The organism is Pseudoalteromonas piratica (assembly GCF_000788395.1).
Classification (GTDB): domain Bacteria; phylum Pseudomonadota; class Gammaproteobacteria; order Enterobacterales; family Alteromonadaceae; genus Pseudoalteromonas; species Pseudoalteromonas piratica.
On the sequence record NZ_CP009888.1, the window covers coordinates 2739184 to 2760153 of the forward strand.

Annotated in this window: 19 protein-coding genes and 1 other RNA gene; 5 read left to right on the plus strand and 15 right to left on the minus strand. The window is 40.9% G+C overall.

Going from position 1 to position 20970, the window contains the following annotated elements; genetic code table 11:
* Nucleotide 1 precedes the first annotated feature (1 nt).
* Genes OM33_RS12700 through rsmS form a run of 3 tightly spaced genes read left to right on the plus strand, consistent with a single transcriptional unit; the run spans nucleotide 2 to nucleotide 1379 of the window.
* Nucleotides 2-892, plus strand: coding sequence for a histone deacetylase family protein (locus tag OM33_RS12700; protein WP_038643367.1), 891 nt, complete (start codon nucleotides 2-4; stop codon nucleotides 890-892).
* Between the two features lie 60 nt (nucleotides 893-952).
* On the plus strand, nucleotides 953-1225 hold the full coding sequence (locus OM33_RS12705; RefSeq protein ID WP_038642211.1) for a late competence development ComFB family protein: 273 nt from the start codon (nucleotides 953-955) through the stop codon (nucleotides 1223-1225).
* Complete coding sequence (rsmS, locus tag OM33_RS22350; protein WP_081991083.1) at nucleotides 1218-1379, plus strand: pleiotropic regulatory protein RsmS; 162 nt, start codon at nucleotides 1218-1220, stop codon at nucleotides 1377-1379. Before OM33_RS12705 ends, rsmS begins: the two co-directional genes overlap by 8 nt.
* Here rsmS and OM33_RS12710 read toward each other — a convergent pair.
* The 3 genes from OM33_RS12710 to OM33_RS12715 form a co-directional block, all read right to left on the minus strand.
* Nucleotides 1376-2149 carry a hypothetical protein gene (locus tag OM33_RS12710; protein WP_199922453.1) on the minus strand — a complete coding sequence of 258 codons (774 nt, stop codon included), beginning with the start codon at nucleotides 2147-2149 and terminating at the stop codon, nucleotides 1376-1378. The genes rsmS and OM33_RS12710 overlap by 4 nt on opposite strands.
* Before the next feature lie 181 nt (nucleotides 2150-2330).
* Nucleotides 2331-2427: signal recognition particle sRNA small type (gene ffs, locus OM33_RS22355), an RNA gene on the minus strand.
* Nucleotides 2428-2550: 123 nt separating this feature from the next.
* Complete coding sequence (locus OM33_RS12715) at nucleotides 2551-3399, minus strand: DUF3014 domain-containing protein (protein ID WP_038642215.1); 849 nt, start codon at nucleotides 3397-3399, stop codon at nucleotides 2551-2553.
* A 77-nt stretch (nucleotides 3400-3476) separates the two neighbouring features.
* Between OM33_RS12715 and OM33_RS12720 the strand changes: the two genes are divergently transcribed.
* Nucleotides 3477-4631 (plus strand): patatin-like phospholipase family protein, encoded by a 1155-nt coding sequence (locus OM33_RS12720; protein ID WP_038642217.1) that lies wholly within the window; start codon nucleotides 3477-3479, stop codon nucleotides 4629-4631.
* Between the two features lie 13 nt (nucleotides 4632-4644).
* Here OM33_RS12720 and OM33_RS12725 read toward each other — a convergent pair whose 3' ends face one another.
* A complete protein-coding gene (locus OM33_RS12725) occupies nucleotides 4645-6633 on the minus strand; it encodes a cation:proton antiporter domain-containing protein (protein ID WP_038642219.1) in 1989 nt (662 codons plus the stop codon).
* A gap of 178 nt (nucleotides 6634-6811) precedes the next feature.
* Between OM33_RS12725 and OM33_RS12730 the strand changes: the two genes are divergently transcribed.
* Nucleotides 6812-7705, plus strand: coding sequence for a GGDEF domain-containing protein (locus OM33_RS12730; RefSeq protein ID WP_038642221.1), 894 nt, complete (start codon nucleotides 6812-6814; stop codon nucleotides 7703-7705).
* 10 nt (nucleotides 7706-7715) lie between these two features.
* Here the strand turns inward: OM33_RS12730 and OM33_RS12735 are convergent, their stop codons facing one another.
* The 11 genes from OM33_RS12735 to bamA all read right to left on the minus strand — a co-directional run bounded on the left by OM33_RS12735 (nucleotide 7716) and on the right by bamA (nucleotide 20967).
* A complete protein-coding gene (locus tag OM33_RS12735; RefSeq protein ID WP_038642223.1) occupies nucleotides 7716-8051 on the minus strand; it encodes a hypothetical protein in 336 nt (111 codons plus the stop codon).
* Between the two features lies 1 nt (nucleotide 8052).
* Nucleotides 8053-9339, minus strand: a complete 1287-nt coding sequence (gene tilS / locus OM33_RS12740; protein ID WP_052141003.1) for a tRNA lysidine(34) synthetase TilS — start codon at nucleotides 9337-9339, stop codon at nucleotides 8053-8055.
* A 45-nt stretch (nucleotides 9340-9384) separates the two neighbouring features.
* Nucleotides 9385-10341, minus strand: a complete 957-nt coding sequence (gene accA / locus OM33_RS12745; RefSeq protein ID WP_038642225.1) for an acetyl-CoA carboxylase carboxyl transferase subunit alpha — start codon at nucleotides 10339-10341, stop codon at nucleotides 9385-9387.
* A 12-nt stretch (nucleotides 10342-10353) separates the two neighbouring features.
* Nucleotides 10354-13845, minus strand: coding sequence for a DNA polymerase III subunit alpha (gene dnaE, locus OM33_RS12750; protein ID WP_038642227.1), 3492 nt, complete (start codon nucleotides 13843-13845; stop codon nucleotides 10354-10356).
* A 31-nt stretch (nucleotides 13846-13876) separates the two neighbouring features.
* On the minus strand, nucleotides 13877-14479 hold the full coding sequence (gene rnhB / locus OM33_RS12755) for a ribonuclease HII (RefSeq protein ID WP_038642229.1): 603 nt from the start codon (nucleotides 14477-14479) through the stop codon (nucleotides 13877-13879).
* Entirely contained in the window at nucleotides 14472-15632 is a 1161-nt protein-coding gene (lpxB, locus tag OM33_RS12760; protein ID WP_038642231.1) for a lipid-A-disaccharide synthase, read from the minus strand. Before lpxB ends, rnhB begins: the two co-directional genes overlap by 8 nt.
* The gene (lpxA, locus tag OM33_RS12765; protein WP_038642233.1) at nucleotides 15632-16402 is read right to left on the minus strand and encodes an acyl-ACP--UDP-N-acetylglucosamine O-acyltransferase; all 771 of its coding nucleotides are present in this window, start codon (nucleotides 16400-16402) and stop codon (nucleotides 15632-15634) included. Before lpxA ends, lpxB begins: the two co-directional genes overlap by 1 nt.
* 3 nt (nucleotides 16403-16405) lie before the next feature.
* Nucleotides 16406-16858: a 3-hydroxyacyl-ACP dehydratase FabZ gene (gene fabZ / locus OM33_RS12770; protein WP_038642235.1), complete on the minus strand. Its 453-nt coding sequence runs from the start codon at nucleotides 16856-16858 to the stop codon at nucleotides 16406-16408.
* 74 nt (nucleotides 16859-16932) lie between these two features.
* Nucleotides 16933-17952 (minus strand): UDP-3-O-(3-hydroxymyristoyl)glucosamine N-acyltransferase, encoded by a 1020-nt coding sequence (lpxD, locus tag OM33_RS12775; RefSeq protein ID WP_038642237.1) that lies wholly within the window; start codon nucleotides 17950-17952, stop codon nucleotides 16933-16935.
* Between the two features lie 8 nt (nucleotides 17953-17960).
* On the minus strand, nucleotides 17961-18482 hold the full coding sequence (locus OM33_RS12780) for an OmpH family outer membrane protein (protein ID WP_038642239.1): 522 nt from the start codon (nucleotides 18480-18482) through the stop codon (nucleotides 17961-17963).
* Between the two features lie 13 nt (nucleotides 18483-18495).
* A complete protein-coding gene (bamA, locus tag OM33_RS22560; RefSeq protein ID WP_038642241.1) occupies nucleotides 18496-20967 on the minus strand; it encodes an outer membrane protein assembly factor BamA in 2472 nt (823 codons plus the stop codon).
* Nucleotides 20968-20970: the final 3 nt, after the last annotated feature.

The window sequence follows — 20970 nt, forward strand, 5'->3', positions numbered from 1 at the left end:
AATTCCCGTATTATATCACCCGAGTTATTCAGCCTTGGAACTCCCTGAAAACCATCGTTTTCCTATTCAAAAATACTCGCTGATCTATGATTTTATTTCCACCGAGCTCCAAGACAAATTTCACTTTGTCACACCACAAGGTGCTACCTTAGCGCAAATCAATAAAGTGCATGATAGTGAGTTTGTTGCCCAATTTATTAACGGTTCATTAGACAGTAAAGCGATTCGCAAAATAGGCTTTCCTTGGTCATCGGCCTTGGTAGAGAGAACGCTTTATTCAATTGGCGCATCAATTCAGGGGGCCGAAATCGCGCTTAAAACAAAACTCGCTTGTCAAATTAGTGGAGGCTATCATCACAGTTTTCCAAATTTTGGCAGTGGCTTTTGCATTTTTAATGACTTGGTAATTGCTGCTCGACAGTTAATCGATAAATCTCTGTGCGATAAAGTCGTTATTCTGGATTTAGATGTTCATCAGGGTGATGGCTCTGCAGTTTGTGCAAAAAACTTTGATGATATCATTACAATTTCTTTGCATTGCCAACAAAACTTTCCGGCAAAAAAGCAACATTCTGACTATGACTTTGCACTTGATAAAGAAACTAACACACAAGCGTATTTAAATGCTTTGCAACAATGCTTTTTGAGCATTTTAAGTGAACAACCTGATATTGTTCTTTACAATGCCGGCGCGGATATTTTTAGTCACGATGAGTTAGGCTATTTTGATGTTAGTTTAGCAGGTGTAAAACAGCGCGACTCGCATGTAGTACACTTTTGTCGACAAAACGACATTCCCCTATTTACAGTGTCAGGGGGTGGTTATCAACGCGATGTAACCAATTTAGTCGAAGTCCACAAACAACTTTATTTAAGCATGACAAATGGATAGACGATTGCTTAGATATAAGCAATACTAAATGTAGTTAATTTAGAAATCTTAAGGAATAGCATGAAACTACATGACGACATTCATAATTATTACGAAAAGCTTTTAATTGACGAAATCGGCAGACAAAAGATTGAAGAAGATTATGATACAGATACCCTTGCAGATTTCTGCTGTACTGCGTTAAACCAGCTGCCATCACGTTATATTCGATTTGAAGTAGATATGGCTTTTTACTCGTCGCAAAGTGAACGGTTGGAGATGGAACAACGGGTTCGTGATGCTGTTGCATTTGCTAAAGCTGCAGTCGCCAAGCGCGGAACAAGCAATGAGTGATCACAATACCTTAGAAAATGCGCCTAACCACGTAAAGCTTGCAGTTGATTTGATCATGTTGCTTGAACAACATGATCTCGACGCAAAAACAGTATTGAAGGCGCTCGATATCGTTCAAAAAGACTATGAACAAAAAGCAAAAGAGTCAGCTTAGTTGAGCGTTACTTTAAACTCTTCTGTTAAATAGTTAGTTACCTGTGAATGGATCTCTTTGGGGTAATAATTAAGGTGGGCTTGTAAAAGTTTTCCCTCTACATTAAGTGCATTTATTCGCTTATTTACGTGTTGAATAAAACGGCGTGTTTTCGTTGAATCTACACACATCAAACGCCCAACAATATAAGGTTCAATACCCGCAATTTCAAAACTGAGTATCGGTTTTTCTATACTTGTGTTACTCAGTTCAAGTGGGAATAACAACACGTAATCGCCGCGCTGCTCTCTAAACATATCCAATATGCCGCTGCTATGCGACGCACCGCGACGGATTATTTTATTATGGTTCGATACCCCATCAATCAATGCGTCTAATTTATTACCATATGAGATTTGATCAGAAATAATTAATTGTCGATTTGGATAAGCTTCAAACAATCGGTCAAAACTGACTGGAATAGCCATTTTTTCAAAGTCTAAATCCGCATATTGGTACAAGCGACGACTCAAAAATAAATTTATCGGCGCGCTAAATATAAACTGCTTTTCTCTTTTGGTTGTTTTAATCTTATTAATGACACAAATTGGCTCACCCTTTTTCATAAACTGCAATGAGCGCTTTAATGGTACAAATACAAACTCAATATCATTTTCTTCCGGTGCCAGTGCAAGTAGATTGGTTGCTGAGGACAAACTACGCATTTCACCTTGCATAAAGCTTGCTAAATCATGTTGATTATCAGTGTGAATTAAAATTTGTGCGTACACTGATGGCATGCTAAACGCGAAAAGGTATAGTAAAGCGAAAAGTTTTAAAAATAGACTATTCAAAATAAACCTGCAGCTATAAACAACAAAGTGTATTTATATTGCAATTATATTAATACTTAGATTAATTAAACTTAGCAAAGATACTGCTATTAAGCTATGAAAATAAGATGGGTGGCAATCTTACCAGCCACATCCCGGCACATAAGTCACACGCTGTGGCTGCTCCCTTCCGGGCCTGACCAGGTTCACATGCTATTATTGCGGGAGGACCAATAAGATCACCATAGTGAATCAGTTAAACAATGTTTTGCTCAACTGCGCGGAGCGATTATCACTATTTTGTCTTTGAAGTTCAAGCAAAACTTTGCCAAGCCTTGCCAACTGCACAACATTTAACCTTATAGCTTCTTTAATAATCGCGTGAGTTTAGTTTTCACTTTTTTCACGTTATCAGGGCCCAAACGTAGCAACTGTTTTTGAGCATCTGAAAGTGCTTCATATTCAGGGATTGCATACTTATAACTTACCGACTGACTTGTCAAAGGTGTATCAACAGGTACCTCTGGTGTTTGCAGTAAATGCGTAATCGCCATAGCCAAACGTTGTTTAAACTCATAATCAGATAAACCTATTTCATCATAAGCTTCTTGGATCAGTGGCTTGTATTCATCAATTAGCGCAATCATTTGACTGTCAGATAGCTTTGTAAAAAGCGCTACATAAGTGTCATATCGTTTAAAGCTTTCTGGGTTAACTGTAATAATCGCCCCATCATTAACAGTAAAAGATTGGCTTGGTGCATTAAACACTTGATGCTTTTTCGCAACTTTCCCCTCTGCTAAATTTTCAATATAAACAACAGCACGACGAATTAAATCGTCACTAACAACCAGTTTTAACATATTCACTGACAAACTATCGGCCAAAGACTCTTTAACCACTGCATCACTGTCGTCTAACGAAGGTAATTGACGAGTGACTACTGGTTCTACTGGCGCTTCTAATTCGGATGAGGGCACAATCACCTCTAAAGGTTGTTCTGGCTCATTTTGCTGCTCTTCAACCGACGGTTCTTCTGGAATAGGCGCTTGTTCAACAACAGGATTTGGCAGCTCTATAACCTGACGTTCGTTAGTCATTGCTGGTTTTTCTGTTTTAAGCAATTGCCATGCTGCAACGCCAATAACGACGACTACAAGTGATAGGCCAATTAAATACGGTAATTTACTTTGAGATTGTGTTGTCATATTTTTCACTGCTTAAATATTTATTTTAGATCTAAAGTGCTCTAAATTAAGAATAAAGGGAGAATACAAAGTATCTGATGAATAGTAGCGGTAATAGTTCAAAACATAAAACAAAAATTGCATTACTCCTGACAGGTGGCGGTGCCCGTGCTGCTTATCAAGTGGGCGTTCTTAAAGCGATTGCAAAAAACTTACCTCGCAACCAAGCCATTCCATTTTCAATAATTAACGGCACATCTGCTGGCGCTATTAATGCAACTGCATTGGCATGCTACGCGTCATGTTATCAACTGGGTGTCAAAAAATTAGAATATGTTTGGAAAAACTTCCATACAGAACAGGTATATCACTCAAATTTTACGTCTGTCTTTGGCCACATATTGGCTAACATGCTACGTAGTTTTCAGTCAAATTATGAAAACCATCCACCAGCAAGCCTTTTCAATAATCAACCTTTACGTGGTTTATTACGCTCTGTGCTTGATTTAAAGCGTATTGATAACAATATTCGCAATGACTACTTAGAAGCCCTTTCAATTACAGCTTCAAGTTATTCAAGTGGTGACTCCGTTGCATTTTTTCAGTCTAAACATGCTGAATCTTGGCAACGCGCCAAACGACGTGGAGAAAAAACAACAATCAACATTGAGCACTTAATGGCGTCTAGTGCTATCCCCATGGTATTTCCAAGTACTAAAATCCGCCAAGGTTATTTTGGCGATGGTTCAGTGCACCAACACGCACCATTAAGCCCTGCTATTCATTTAGGGGCTGAAAAAGTATTTGTTATTGGGGTAGAGCAGCCTATTGATAATAAATATTTTGGCTTTCAACCACATTACCCTGGCATTTCAACAATTGCAGGTCACCTACTCGATACCATATTCTCAGACACCTTGCGCGCAGATATTGAACGATTAGAACGTATCAATCGAACGCTTTCATTAATTCCTGCAAAAGATAAACATAAAGAACTCAAACGTATTGCGCATTTCGTGATAAACCCATCACAAAACTTTAATGCCATTGCTACCGAGTACTACGATGTGATGCCAACATCAATCAAACTGTTGTTACGGAGTATTGGTGTTAAAAAACATTCGGAGTCGTCATTGGTCAGTTATTTACTGTTTGAAAAAGAATACACACAACATCTGATTGAAATTGGTTATCAAGATGGCTTGTCTCAGCTAGATGAAATTATGGCGTTTCTAGAGTTTACTAATACATAATACTTTTGTTGTGTTAACGCCCTTCAAGCAAAAACCGCTCTGCTCGCTCAACGCGACGCGGTTTGCCTCTTACAATCAGTATATCCTGCGCTAACAAAATGGTATCAAGTGGTGGTTCGCTTATTTCCTTTCCATCACGGCGAAGGCCCGTTACATCAACGCGTCGTTTGGCCAAATTTAGATCATTGAGAGATCGCCCTTTAGCAAAGGCATCTTCAGTGATTGCTATGGCATGCAGAAATTCTAATGACTCAGATAAATCAGGCGATAACAGCGTACTATCCCCCGGAAAATAACCATGTAACAGCCCATAACGATTTTCTCGCTCGGCTTGTACTCTCTTTAAAATACGCCTCACTGGTACGCCAGTTAGAAATAATACATGAGAAACTAACATTAAACTTGCTTCTAGCTTTTCTGGAACGACTTCAGTGACACCCTCGGATTTTAATTCTGCTAAATGACGATCATCTCGCATACGCACCAAAATTTTCACATCAGGGGCTAATTGCTTAACGCTATTAACAATCGCAAACGCACTATCTTTATCAGAGAATGTAATTATCACCAAACGACTATGGGTTATATTCGCTCCCTTGAGCACATCTTTTTGCTTGGCTTGACCGTAATAAATGTTTTCTCCGGCAGCTTGCGCTTCTTTAACCCGAATAGCATCACTGTCAATAGCAACAAACGGAATGGCTTCTGTTTTTAAAAAACGTGCAATAATTTGCCCTACGCGACCATAACCACAAATCACAACATGCTGACTTAATCCTTCAAATCGCGAATCACTGTTATCTACGCCCGGCTCTGCATTTTTGAAGTGTCTTGGCGCAACAAAGTTAATCATTTTTAATGCTAGCACGCCGCCGTTGTCAACCAGATAAGGCGTAATGGCCATACTTAAAACACCGACAGATAAGAGCAATGAAGCGTCAGCTGAATTGACTAGGGAGAATTTAAGCGCTAGTGACACCAATACAAAACTAAATTCCCCCATTTGGCACAGCATTAACCCTGTCGCAAGTGCATTTTCATGACTTTCACCCATCACCTTAGTAACGAAATAAGTAACTAGCACTTTAAGTGTCAATAATCCGACAAGGCCAAGAGCAACCCATTGTGCATTCATTACCACAAAAGCCATATCAAGTTGCATTCCGATTGTTATAAAGAACAACCCCATTAAAATATCACGAAACGGTCGAATATCCGCTTCGAGTTGGTGTCGGTATTCACTTTCACCAAGCATCATGCCCGCAAGAAAAGCGCCCAAAGCCATTGAGAGACCAAATGCAGACGTTAGTGCAGCGGCAATTAATGCAACCAAAATAGTTGTCAGTACAAATAACTCATCACTACGCGTTTGTGCTATTTCGCTAAATATTTTGGGCAACACCCATTTACCTGCCGCCATTAACAAAGCTATTACAACTGCCCCCTTGGCTAGCGCAGCCAAAATAATAATCCATAATGACTGTTCAGCACCGCCAGCAAGAAGGGGTAAAGCAATTAACAATGGTACGACTGCAATGTCTTGAAACAGTAATACACCAATTGCAAGCTGCCCTTGCCTCGAACGTAACAATGGGGAACCGCTCACTTGCTTGACCACAATTGCAGTTGATGACAATGCCACTAAACTACCAATACTAAATGCTGCTACCAAGGAAATACCCGCAAGTAAGAGTATCAACATAGTTACCAAGGTCGTCAGCACAACTTGCATCAAGCCAACGCCAAAAACGATATGACGCATTGCAAGTAATCGTGGAATTGAAAATTCAAGGCCAAGGCTAAACAACAAAAAAACAATACCCAGCTCAGCAATAAAGTGCATTTGCTCGCTCTGTTCAAGCCAAGCAAAGCCATCTTTACCGGCTAGGATCCCTACTGCCAAATAGGCAAGAATGGGGGGTAGGTTGAACCTTTTAAACAACCAAATCAGCACCACTGCGGCAATAAGAATGTAAAAATAAACATCAAATGAATGCTGCAAAAACCACCTCAAAAGTAAGCAATAGAAAACGGCGGAAAAATGACAACCAATCCACCTCTTCTTTTTTCCACTAAATAAATATAGCAAGTGGTTGTTTTTCTGCCACTTAGTAATAATGGCTTAGTTTTTGCTTTATTCGTACGTAACAAATCTTTTGCGGTATTTTGAGGGTAGTAAAGTGGAAAACGTACATGTATTGACACGCCAACAAGACAATAACGGCGATTATTTGCCGTATGGGCAACTTTATGCTGAACAGAATCAAGTTAACCAAACGCATGCATTAGTCACTCAACTGCAAAAAACGCTTGAATTAAGTAAGCTGATAAATATGTTTTCAGCAGAAGCTGCACGCATTGCGCAATTTGCCGGCCTTCAATTTCATAGCACCGAAGGTGTGATTGAAATGACCGGAAGCAAAAGCGAGGGTAAAAACTACGCCTTTGACTTAATGGCAGATGGCGAGCGATTAGGTCAGTTAATCTACTTTTCGCAAAACTTAACACACTACGCAAAGCAAAAGTTAGCAAAATTACACTCTGTGCTAGTTTACCCTCTTCGCAATGCATTATTGTTTTCGCGCGTACAAAAGCTTGCCACAAAAGATGCGTTAACAGGCTTAAACAACCGCAGTATGTTTGATGATAGCCTTTATCGTAAACTGGAACGTAGTCGTCGCCATCATAGAAGTTTTGGTTTAATGCTCTTAGATTTGGATAACTTTAAGCAAGTAAATGATAGCCAAGGCCATCAAATTGGCGATCAAGTATTGATCAACTTTGCCGAAATTTTAAGTGACTGCGTGCGAGGCACAGATACCGTATTTAGGTTTGGTGGAGATGAATTCGCAATTTTAATTGACGATGATAACTGTGATGTATGCCATATTCTTGCAAACCGGATCAGATCTCGTGTTCATTCAAACCAACTACTTGCATCTCATTCTGTTACAACAAGCATCGGTTTTTCATTAAGCAATGCCAAAGATATACCTAATAGTATTTTTGAGCGTGCTGATAAAGCACTTTATGCAGCCAAAAGAGAAGGCCGTGATTGTTACAAAATTAACTAAAAAGGAAGCGCTAGCTTCCTTTTTTCAACTTATAAACGGTAAGTAAGAAACATACCCCGACAAAAAATGCACCGAGTAAGTTGGCAATGTCATAAAAACTAGTTAAAGGCGTTAAAACAATACAAACGAGCGGACAAACTACTGCCAAAATAAAAAACTTGCCCCCCTTTCCGAGCCAGTATGCAAGAAGTAATAATGCTGTAATAACGCCAAATGCCCCGCCATAAGTCACAACAACTAAATTGGTCGATAACACTAAGCTAACAACTAAAATTACTGCAAATACTAACAATCCTAAGTGTGCCTGCCCTATTAAAGAAAACCCGACTGCTTGACTCGTTTTCATGTTACTCCTTCTCAATCCAAAGTACGCCATTCTCACTATATGCAGATTTGTCTATTCCAAGACCAATCACTTGGACTAGTTTATCATTATAAAAAATTCCCGCAAAATGAGGGCGCTGCCAAGGCGGTATACCTGCTTCTTTAAGCCATGTATTTACTGACTTAGTGCAGTTTCGTTTTTTTAAAGTAAGTTTTTCGCTGCCGATATTAAAGCGCACGTTGACCATTTCATCCTCAGTAGGCAAACGTATTCCATGTGCGGCTTCTATCACTTTAAATTTGCACCCTGCACTATTTGATTCGGTAAGGGCTGTGATATCTTTTGGAACCGCTTTTGGATAAACAACATAAAGTGCTGCTTGATATCGGCACACAGCAAAATCACCGCAATTAATTTGCACTTGAGCATCCGCTTTTGCATGCAGCCCTTGCTCTCTAATTTGATTCAAAACCTTTTGAGAGGGAAATTGCAATTGCTGACTTTGAAGCCAAAATCGTATTAGGTTTTCAATGCGCACGCGTGAAAACGAAGACAGTTTATCAAGTATTAACCTGTCTTCAGCTATGCACTGCTTTGCATCTTCAGCAATGTACTCATCTAGTAATCGCTGTTGCGATTGAAGTAGCTGAGTCACTCTAAATACCGTACGACTAAACCCTTCAAAACGAGCATTTAATTGCGGCAACACATGATTACGCAAATAGTTACGATCGAATTTATCGTCTGCATTTGATTCATCAGTGATATGCTCTAAAGCAAAATTCGTAGCATAGTGCTCAATATCATTTCTTGAAACTGCCAATAGCGGACGGACAACTGTTATCCCCATATCGTTGACGCTTTCATGCTTGATTGCACCAAGCCCCAGTAAACCGGCACCTCGCTTTAAGCGGATAAAGAAGGTCTCTACTTGATCGTCAAGGTGTTGCCCAACAAGCAAACAGGAGTTTGGCAGCATAGAGTATTTGATAGCTTGGTATCGCGCATCGCGCGCAATGGCCTCAAGGCTTTGCCTTGGGCTTAAATGAAGTGAGACTTCTGATGCTTCGAAAGGGATATTCCAGCTCTGACAAAGGTTTTCGCAGAAGGTTTGCCAATCCGAAGCATTATCGCTCAAGCCATGATTGACATGGACGGCTTTGAGTTCAATATGATTGAATTCATCGTGCAAACGTTTCGCAAGGTGCAATAAAACGACCGAATCTACCCCACCTGACAAAGCGACGGTATATTGGGTAAATCCTTTTTCAAGAAGGGTATTTTTAAACGTTTGGTATATATCTTTCATAAACAAAAAAAGCCGCAAAATGCGGCTTTTTCCTAAATCTTACGGTTAACAGTAACCAAAAGACATTAAACGCTCGTAGCGTTGCTCTAACATTTCTTCCAATGATAAAGCTTTCAACTCACTTAAGTCACGCTTAATTTGTGCTTTAAGCGATTTAGCCATCGCATCATAGTTACGATGTGCGCCGCCTAATGGTTCTTCAACAATCGAGTTGATTAAGTCTAAGCTCTTAACACGATCAGCACTTACACCCATTGCTTCTGCCGCAAGTGGGGCTTTTTCTGCGCTTTTCCAAAGAATTGACGCACACCCTTCCGGCGAGATAACTGAGTAAGTACTGTACTGAAGCATATTAACGCGGTCGCCTACACCAATTGCTAACGCACCGCCTGAACCACCTTCACCAATTACCGTACAAATTACTGGTACTTTAAGGCCTGCCATCACTTTTAAGTTTTTCGCGATTGCTTCACTTTGACCACGCTCTTCTGCACCAACCCCCGGGTAGGCTCCTGGCGTATCGATAAACGTAATAATAGGCATATTAAAACGTTCAGCCATTTCCATTAAGCGTAATGCTTTACGGTAACCTTCTGGCTTAGGCATACCAAAGTTACGCTTAATTTTTTCAGCTGTATCACGGCCTTTTTGTTGACCGATTACCATTACAGGCTCGCCATCTAAACGTGCAATACCGCCAACAATTGCCGGGTCATTTGCAAACGCACGGTCGCCAGCTAGCTCGTCAAATTCAGTAAAAATACGCTCAACATAATCTTTGGTATACGGGCGTAACGGGTGGCGCGCAAGTTGCGAAACTTGCCAAGGGCCTAGATCTGAAAAGATTTTATTGGTAAGTTCCACGCTTTTATCTTTAAGGCGTGATACTTCTTCTTCAAGGCTAAGATCCAGTTCACCACCGCGACCTACATTTTTAAGTTCTTCAATTTTTGCTTCCAACTCTGCGATTGGAAGTTCAAAATCAAGATAATTGAGACTCATGCTCTAAACTACCTAATTAAATTCTAGTTCAATATTTTGTGCTACTAAGCGTGAGAGATTAGCAAGTAACTCATCACTAGGTGTAACACACCACTGTGTTCCTAATGAAAGCTCAGTTGTTGCATCTGGGCGTTCATATTGAATTCTTATCGGGCAAGTACCAAATTTGTACGGGGTGATGGCATGCTCTAAACGAGACAGGAAGTTATCATTCACTTCCTGCATTTTCACCGTCATTTTTATATTTTTAACCCGTTTTTCGCGAACAGATTCGATACTTGCAACTTCGCGAGCGGTCATTGTAATACCACCTGAGAAGTTATCAAAGCTGACCACACCAGATATCACCAAGATATTGTTCATTTGCAGCAGTTCTTGGTAAGTTTCGAACTGTTCAGGAAATAAACGAATATCAATTCGGGCACTTTTATCATCTAATGTGAGTAACCCCCAACGCTTCCCTTTTTTATTAATTAAGGTACGCGCGTTGATCACTAAACCTGCCGCAGTTGACGTTACATCACGCTCCGTCGGTTGTAAATCGACTAGACGCCCTGACACATAATTTTTAAGCTCCGCGCGATATTGATTAATTGGATGACCAGTTAAATAAAGTCCCAGTGTTTCGCGCTCGCCTTCCAACCATTCGTTATCAGTAAATTTGGGCGCTTGAACAAATGCAGCAGCAACTTCTTCAGGTTCTGTTGCCAATAAACCAAATAAATCACTTTGACCAAGTGCTTCGGCTTTGTTGTGTTGATCGGCGGATTTAAGCGCATCTGGCAAACTAGCAATAAGCGTAGAGCGCGCACTTTGTGTTTGCTCTGGGCCAAGTTTGTCCATGGCACCAGCCATAATTAGCTTTTCAATGACACGTTTATTTAAACGTTTAATATCAACACGGGCGCAGAAATCAAACAAATCTTTAAATGGACCGCCGCTCTCTCTCGCTTCTAAAATAGCTTCGACAGGCCCCTCACCCACACCTTTAATGGCACCAATTCCGTAAACGATTTGTCCTTGGTGGTTTACCGTGAATTTATACAAACCAGAATTAACATCAGGCGGCAATAATGTGAGTTTCATATTCTCACACTCATCTACCAAGGTAACTATTTTATCGGTGTTATCCATATCTGCCGACATTACTGCGGCCATAAACTCTGCAGGATAATGGGTTTTCATCCAGAGGGTTTGATAAGATACCAGCGCGTATGCTGCCGAGTGCGATTTGTTAAAGCCGTAACCTGCGAACTTTTCTACAAGATCGAAGATCTTCATCGCCAGTTCGCCATCTACGCCATTTTGCTTCGCTCCTTCCTCAAAGGTTGAGCGTTGCTTGGCCATCTCTTCCGGCTTTTTCTTACCCATAGCACGACGTAGTAAGTCAGCACCACCTAAGCTATAGCCTGCAAGAACCTGAGCAATTTGCATTACCTGTTCTTGGTAAAGAATAATACCGTAAGTTGGTTCAAGAATGGGCTGTAGGCTTTCGTGCTGATACTGTGCATCAGGATACGATACATCTTCTCGGCCGTGTTTACGGTCGATAAAGTTATCTACCATGCCTGATTGCAAAGGACCTGGACGGAAAAGTGCAACCAGTGCGATCATATCTTCAAAGCAGTCAGGTTTTAAACGACGAACAAGATCTTTCATCCCGCGAGATTCAAGCTGGAATACTGCGGTCGTTTCGGCGCGCAACAGTAACTCAAAGCTTGGAGGATCATCAAGTGGTATTGCAGCGATATCGATATGCTCTTTTTGTTCGCGCGTTAAGCGCTCATTGGCCATATCGATAGCCCATTGTAAAATGGTTAAGGTACGTAACCCTAGGAAGTCAAACTTAACAAGGCCTGCTGTTTCTACATCGTTTTTATCAAATTGCGTAACCGGGAATTTACCCTCGTCATCACAATATAGCGCTGCGAAATCGGTAATGGTTGTCGGTGAAATAACAACACCACCTGCGTGTTTACCTGCGTTACGTGTACAACCTTCCAAAATGCGGCACATATCGATAAGTTCTTTCACTTCATCGTCAGTGTCGTAAGCTTCAGGTAAACGTGGTTCAACATCAAAAGCTTTTGCCAATGTCATGCCCGGATCGCCCGGAACTAATTTTGAAATACGGTCAACAAAACCATACGGGTGGCCAAGCACACGGCCTACATCACGTATTACCGCTTTAGCCGCCATTGTACCAAAGGTAATGATCTGTGATACCGCATCACGGCCATAGAGCTTAGCAACATGGTCAATAACTTCATCGCGGCGATCCATACAGAAATCGACGTCGAAATCGGGCATTGATACACGTTCTGGGTTCAAGAAACGTTCGAAAAGTAAGTCAAATTGTAAGGGATCTAAATCGGTGATTTTAAGTGCATAGGCTACTAATGAACCTGCACCCGAGCCTCGTCCTGGTCCGACGGGAATAATGTTATCTTTACTCCACTGGATAAATTCCATTACGATCAAGAAGTAACCAGGGAAACCCATTTGGTTGATTACATCAAGTTCGATTTTTAGACGGTCATCATATTCGACACGTTTGACTTTGCGTTCTTCTTCATCTGGGAATAAAAACTGTAAACGTTCTTCAAGACCGTCTTCCGATACTTTTACTAAGAAATCTTCAATCGACAGCGAACCTGTTGGGTAATCAGGTAAGAAATATGTACCTAACTGAATGGTTACATTACAACGTTTGGCAATTTCTACCGAGTTTTCCAGTGCTTCTGGAATATCCGAGAACAACTCACACATTTGCTCTTCGGTTTTTAAATATTGCTGCTCTGAAAAACGTTTTGGTCTGCGTTTATCGTCAAGGGTAAAACCATCGTGAATAGCAACGCGAATCTCATGGGCTTCAAAGTCTTCTTTATTGAGAAACACGACTTCATTGGTGGCAACAACTGGCAAACCTGAATATTGGGCATAAGCAACTGCACTATGAAGATAATCTTCTTCTTGCTCACGTTCAGTTCGCGTTAGCTCAATATAGTAATGATCTTTAAAGTGTTCTAAATAGAAGTTACCAATAGATTTTGTAAGGTCGTTATTACCTTTTAATAAGGCTTTACCTAAATCACCATCTTTCGCACCAGAGAGTAAAATTAACCCTTCTTTATGCTCAATAAGCCAATCTCTATCAACCATTGGGCGCTGCATAATATGGCCACGCTTAAATGCTTTAGAAATTAACAGGGTTAAATTTTTGTAGCCTTGATTATTTTTGGCAAGCACTACTAGACGACAAGGTTCATCGGGAAACTCAGGACTGTGTAACCACAGATCAGCACCAACGATAGGTTTGATGCCAGCACCATGCGCCGCACCGTAAAAGCGCACTAAACCGCACAAATTCATTTGATCAGTAATGGCAAATGCAGGCATTTTTTGCTCTGCAATTTTACCGACAATAGGCTTAGTTTTTGCTAAGCCGTCCACCATTGAATAATCACTGTGAACACGTAAGTGTATAAATTTAGGGTCTTGCATTATCTGCCTAACTTGATTGACCAAGCATTGATTAGCAATTGTTGGTCTGTTCTATTATTGTTTTTACGGGCTTAAAGCTTTGTCTATGATGCGGCGTAACACCATGAAGTGCAAGTGCTTCTAAATGTGCTTTGGTTGGATAACCTTTATGACCTGCAAAGCCAAATTGTGGGTACTCTACATCAAGTGCTTTCATTTCATTATCGCGAGTCACTTTCGCTAAAATAGATGCTGCACTGATTTCAGCAACTAGACTATCGCCTTTAACAACTGCTTGTGCAGGTACATTGATATCTGGTAAGCGATTACCATCAATAAACACAAACTCTGCTGGGATTGATAAGCCTTCGACTGCGCGTTTCATGGCAAGCATAGTGGCATGTAGAATATTAAGCTCATCTATTTCTGGCACAGTAGCTCTCGCAATATTAAAACAAAGCGCTTTTTCGATAATTTCATCATAAAGGGCTAAACGTTTTTTTTCTGTGAGCTTTTTAGAATCTGCAAGCCCCGCAATTGGCTTGTTTGGGTCTAGAATTACTGCTGCTGTCACCACATCGCCAACAAGTGGGCCTCGACCTACTTCATCAACACCGGCAACTAACTGTGTATTTGGACGCACAATCTCAGTCATTTCTTTTCTCTATTAAATTAGATACCGCCAATGCGGCTTGCTTACTTGCATCCAGTCTGAGTGCTTTATGCATCTCCATAAAGGTCTCTGTCAATCTGGTTTGATCCTCTTCTAGCAATGGCAATAGTGTGGTCGCAAGGTTTTCAGGGGTGAGATCATTTTGTAATAGCTCTGGCACCAACTGCTTGCCCGCAAGTAAATTCGGTAATGAAAAATGCTCGATATTAAATTTAAATAATCGTGTCACTAAGTGATATGTCAGCGCTTTTAGCTTGTAGCCAACCACCATAGGGCGTTTTAATAGCATACATTCAAGTGCAGCTGTACCCGACGCTAATAACACCGCATCAGCGGCGGTCATCACTTCGCGTGACTGGCCATCAATAAGAGTGAATACATCTTCTGCTTGGTATTGCTTTGCAACAGCTAAAAACTCTTCTTTTCGTTTTTCATTAACGAGTGGCACTAGCACCTTTAATTCGGGGAGCTGTTTTTTGAGCAATAATACAGCTTGAATGTATGGCTCGCTCAGTAAAGTCACCTCTGAACCACGGCTACCAGGCAGTACCGCTAAAACTTTATCACTTGCCGATAAATTAAAAAGTGCTCTGCTTGCTTCTTTATTATCTTCAAGTGGTAATTCATCAGCCAAGGTATGGCCGACAAATTCACACGGAATAGCGTGTTTATCGTAAAACGCTTTTTCAAATGGCAGTAGTGCAAGCACTAAATTAGTCGCTTCAGCCACTTTAAAAACACGTTTCTCACGCCATGCCCAGACCGATGGACTGACATAATGCACGGTTTTAATACCCGCTGCTTTCAGGGGCTTTTCAACACGTAAGTTAAAATCTGGCGCATCTATACCAATAAAGATATCGGGCGGATTATCAATAAAATGTCGAACGATTTGCTTTTTAATACTCAGTAAGCGAAATAGCTTAGGCAGTACTTCAAATACGCCCATCACCGCTAATTCTTCCATTTGAAAATGGGTTTTAAAGCCTTCAGCCAACATGCGTGGACCGCCAATACCTTCAAACGAGGCATTTGGGTAATGGTGCTTTAGCACTTTAATTAATCCTGCACCTAAAATATCGCCGGAGTGTTCCCCGGCGATAAGTGCAATTCGTAATGGCTTATCCGATATCATTATCGGATAAGTCCACGACTGGATGATTTTGCAAAATCAATCATGGTTTGCACCGCTTTAAACTCTTCGGCTTCTTTTTCCATTTCGACAAGTGCTTCATCAAGCTTATTACCTTTACGATAAAGCTGTTTATAAGCACGTCGAAGCGCCATAATCTCATCTGATTCAAAACCGCGACGCTTGAGGCCTTCAGTATTAATTGCAACCGGACGAGCTGGCGTACCAATTGTTGTTACAAAAGGCGGCACATCTTGGTTTACACCTGAATACATACCAACAAAAGCATGAGAACCAATATGACAGAATTGGTGAATACCCGAGTTACCAGCTAGGATAACCCAATCACCAACATGCACATGTCCCGCAGCACTTGCGTTATTTGCAAAAATACAGTTGTTGCCAATTACACAATCATGAGCAACATGGGTGTAAGCCATAAATAAGTTATTTGAGCCAATTTTAGTGATGCCTTCATCCTGAATTGTGCCACGGTGGATTGTTGCACATTCGCGGATCACGTTATTATCACCAATAATCAGCTTGGTTGGTTCATCCTTGTACTTTTTGTCTTGGCACGCTTCACCCACTGAAGCGAATTGGAAAATATGGTTACCTGAACCAATCACCGATGGCCCTTTAATAACAACATGTGACTCGATGATGCAGTCATCACCAATTACGACATCGTTGCCAATATAACTGTAAGGACCAACTTTAACGTTGTTGCCAAGTTGAGCGCCAGGCTCAATAATTGCAGTAGGATGGATCACGTATTATAACTCTCTTCTTGCACACATTAATTCAGCTGAACACACTACTTTTCCGTCAACCTTCGCTTCACCATAGAATTTCCACATATTGCGACGCTCTTTCAAGAACTCAACATGGAGATGCATCGTATCACCTGGTAATACTGGTTGCTTAAAACGCGCATTATCAATGGCTGCAAATAAATATAGTTCATTATCACCACGGTTTTCAGTTGTTTTAAAACCGAGCAAACCGGTTGCTTGCGCTAATGCTTCTAAAATCATTACGCCAGGGAAAATTGGCTGTCCTGGGAAATGGCCGGTGAAAATTGGCTCATTTGCAGTGACATTTTTAATCGCATGAAGCGTTTTACCCGGCTCAAAGTCAACGACTTTATCAACTAATAGCATTGGGTAACGATGAGGTAATAGCTTTAGGATTTCTTGAATATCAAAGCTGTTTAATTGTTCTGCCAAAATCTGTTTCCTTAACCTAACTTATTTCCTCGTTTCAGAATCTCACTGAAACGATTAATAGTACATGACGAAGGCTATTCGTCACGCTCCGGCAGTGATTTTTCAACTGCCTTTAATCGCTTATTGATTGCCGATAGTTGACGAAGCTGGGCCATATTGCGTCGCCAGTCTTTATTATCGCTATGCGGCACGCCTGAAGAGTAAACACCAGGCTTATCAATGCCACTAATCACCATTGACATACCCGTTAACACAACGCCATCGACAATTTCAATGTGTCCTGCAATACCCGACAAACCACCAATTTGGCAATATTTGCCTATCGTCGTGCTACCAGCAATCACAGTGCACCCTGCAATAGCAGTGCCCTCTTTAACAATGACGTTATGGGCAATTTGTACTTGGTTATCAATGATGACATTACGTTCAATGATAGTATCATCGATTGCGCCACGGTCGATTGTGGTGCTTGCACCGATTTCAACCTGATCACCAATGATTACAGAACCCAATTGTGGAATTTTAACCCATTGCCCTTTTTCATTAGCATAGCCAAAACCATCTGCACCAATCACTGTATTGGCATGCACTAAACACGATTCTCCAATCTCAACATCATGATAAATCGTTACATTTGCCCATATTGTGGTATTGGCCCCTATTTTAACACCCTTACCAATAAAGCTGCCAGCACCAATTGATGAGCCTTCGGCAATTTCAACATCCGCTTCAATCACTGCATTGGCACCTATTGAAACATTAGCAGCAAGTTTTGCGCTTGGATCAATGACGGCACTTGCATGTATATTGCGTGCAGGTGCAGGTGTTGTATCCATCGCTTGTGCTAACAGTGCATATGCCAAGTAAGGATTTGAGACGATGATTTTATTGCCAGAAAAGTGTTCTGCATCCTTCTCGGACAAGATCACCGCACCAGCATTGGTGGTTGCAAGCTGCGTACGATACTTTTTGTTAGCGAGAAAACTAATTTCATCGCTTTTTGCATTTTCTAGGGTTGCTATACGAGAAATGCTGAGCGAGTCGTCACCGACCAGCTCAGCATTTAAAATCTCAGCAATTTGCTGTAATTTCATATCTACTATTAATTAGCCTTCGCTACACGCTCAGCCACTTTATCAGTAATGTTATCAACTTTTTTCTCATTTACGTAAAGGCTTGCTGCAGCAGGTTTAACTTCATCATATTTACCCGCTTTCGCTTCAGCTTCAATCGCTTGGAAAATAATTGACTCAAGCTTTTTAGTTTCTTGAGCTTGGCGCATCTGCATTTCTTGCTGTAAAGGTTGACCCTTTTCTTGCAATGCTTTTTGCAACTCTTGAATTTTCTTCTGGTGCGCTTCTTTTTGCGCTTTGCTCATAGTGGCATTTTCACGCTGATATTTTTCAAGCTCAAAACGAATGTCGCCTTGTAACTTTTCAAGCTCTTGTCTGCGCTCGCGGAACTCAGACTCTAGTGTTGCTTTAATCGTTGCAGCTTGAGGTGCACCAGAGAATACTTGCTGTACATTTACAATCGCAACCTTGTGAGCAAACGAGCTTGCAGAAGCACCCATTAGAAAAGTGGCTAACAAAGTCATGGCGGTTGTTTTAATCATTTTATTCACGAATTTATTCCTTTTAGAATGTGTTACTTATATTGAAGCTGATGCTCTTCGTATCATCATCATCTTCTTTCTTAAGTGGATAGGCAAAGCTGATTACCATTGGGCCCATTGGCGAAATCCACTGGATAGATAAACCTGTCGATGCACGGAAACGACTCGCATCCGAATAATCTTCAAGTAAAGCTTGTTCATCTGGCGTTAGGTTTTCGTAACGATTTACATCAAACTCAGTATCCCATACGTTCGCCGCATCAACAAATAAACTAGTACGAACTGAACTGCTGTTCTCATCGTCTAGGAATGGTGTTGGTACAATCATCTCTAAACCAGCTACAGCTTTAACGTTTCCACCGATACGTCCGTACAGTTGAATGTTATCAAACTTAGGATCACTACCGATTTGGCCTTGCGAACCATCCCCACCAGGTGTACCTGGTAACCAAGTTGGTTCAACAACGATTGCACGAGGCAGAATCGTATTTCGTTCAAAACCGCGTAAGTCCATTTCTGAAATACGGAAGAATTCCTGTACTGGCAGAATTTGGTCATAGCCGTTTGTTTCGCCATAGCCATTACCATAACCAAATGCTGCTTTTGCAGAAAATGCCCATTTATGGTTTGTACTTAATGGCCAGTAGAAACGTGAGTCATAATTTACTTTAAAGTAATTAAGATCTGAATTTGGCGTCGTCGCTTTAAGCGTTAAGCTTTGCTTTGAACCTGCAGTTGGGAACATACCACGGTTAAGTGTTACGCGTGACCAACCTGCACTGAGTTCTAACTTTAAGAACTCAAACCCTGCATCAGGATTTTCTGGATCTAGGAATGTCTCACGCATAATGCGCGTTTGTTCGTATTCTGATAACTCAGATAAGTACTCTTTTGAAATGGTAGCGCCAAAGTTCAGGCGGTTATTCGCATTGACTGGAATACCTAAACTTGAGCCAACCCCATATTTCTTACTCTTATAATCAATTAGGCTGTATTTACTAGCATCGAAGTTCTGGAAGAAAATCGAGTTACCTAAACTAATACCGTCTTTTGTAAAATAAGGGTCTGTATGCGATAAGCTTACATTTTGAGAACCCGTAGCTGTACTGATATTAAAGGCAACTTGGTCACCGGTACCTAAGAAGTTTGATTCACTAATACCGATATTGAACTGCAGTTTGTTATACGAGCCATATGCAAGGCCTGCATTGAAGCTACCTGCTGACTGTTCTTTTACTGTGAAATCAACATCTACTTGGTCATCTTTTCCTGGAACTGGTGTGACATCAAACTCAACGTTTTCCATATACATTAAACGTTGAATCTGCAATTTAGAGCGCTCAAGTGTGCTATTTGAAAGCCATGCGCCTTCCAGTTGGGTGACTTCGCGACGAATTACTTCATCTGAAGTAATTTCATTACCACCAATATTAATTCGACGGACGTAAATACGTTTGCCAGGATCAACCGATAGCGTCAGTTTTACTTCTTTATTTTCTTCATCGATATCCGGGATCGTGCGTACTTCAGCATTGGCATAGCCAAAACGTGCTAGGTAATTTTTAATGAACTCTTCAGAGGCTGTTACCACAGAGCCGTTGTACAGCTTGCCTGTTTTGAGTGGAATCACAGCGCGAATAAGCTCTTCACGACCAAGTAAATCACCCATGAAGTCAAATTCTTTAACTGTAAACTGCTCACCTTCTGTAACGTTCACAGTAACATAAACAGATTCTTTATCTGGACTTACTGATACTTGAGTAGAATCAATATTAAATTTGAGGTAACCGCGATCTAGGTAATAACTGCGAACTTTCTCTAAATCGCCTTGAACTGTTTGCTTTTGGTATCTGTCATTTGACATAAACATATACCAAGGTAAATCTTGACGTGATTCAGCAAGTGCTAGAAGTTCTTCGTCAGAAAATAGCTCATTACCAACAATGTTGATTTGGCGGATTGAAGCGGCATCACCCTCTTTAAATTCTAGTTTTAGCTTTACACGGTTACGTGGTAATCGTGTTACAGAAACATCAATTGACGCGTTGTACTTACCAATACCATGAAAGAACTCGATTAAGCCTTTTTCTAAGCCATCAACCACCACCATATCAAGTGGTTCACCTTTACGGATCCCCTGCCCATCAAGGCTTTCGGTAAGCTGTTCATCTTTGATATCTTTGTTACCCTCAAATTCGATAACACTGATAGTTGGCCTTTCCGTAACTTGGAAAATAACCGTATCACCATCACGTACCACTTTAATATTGTCAAAGTGGCCCGAACCATAGAGAGCTTTAATCGTTTTTGAAATTGTGTAACTGTCGAGGTTATCACCAATGTTAATAGGAATGTGTGTCAGTGCAGCACCCAGTGCAACACGTTGCAATCCTTCAACTCTTAAATCTTCTACAATAAAGGAGTCTTGTTGGCCGAGAGCTGCAAAACTTGCTCCCAATAAACTTATTACAGCCAATTGCTTTCTGATAGCCATATT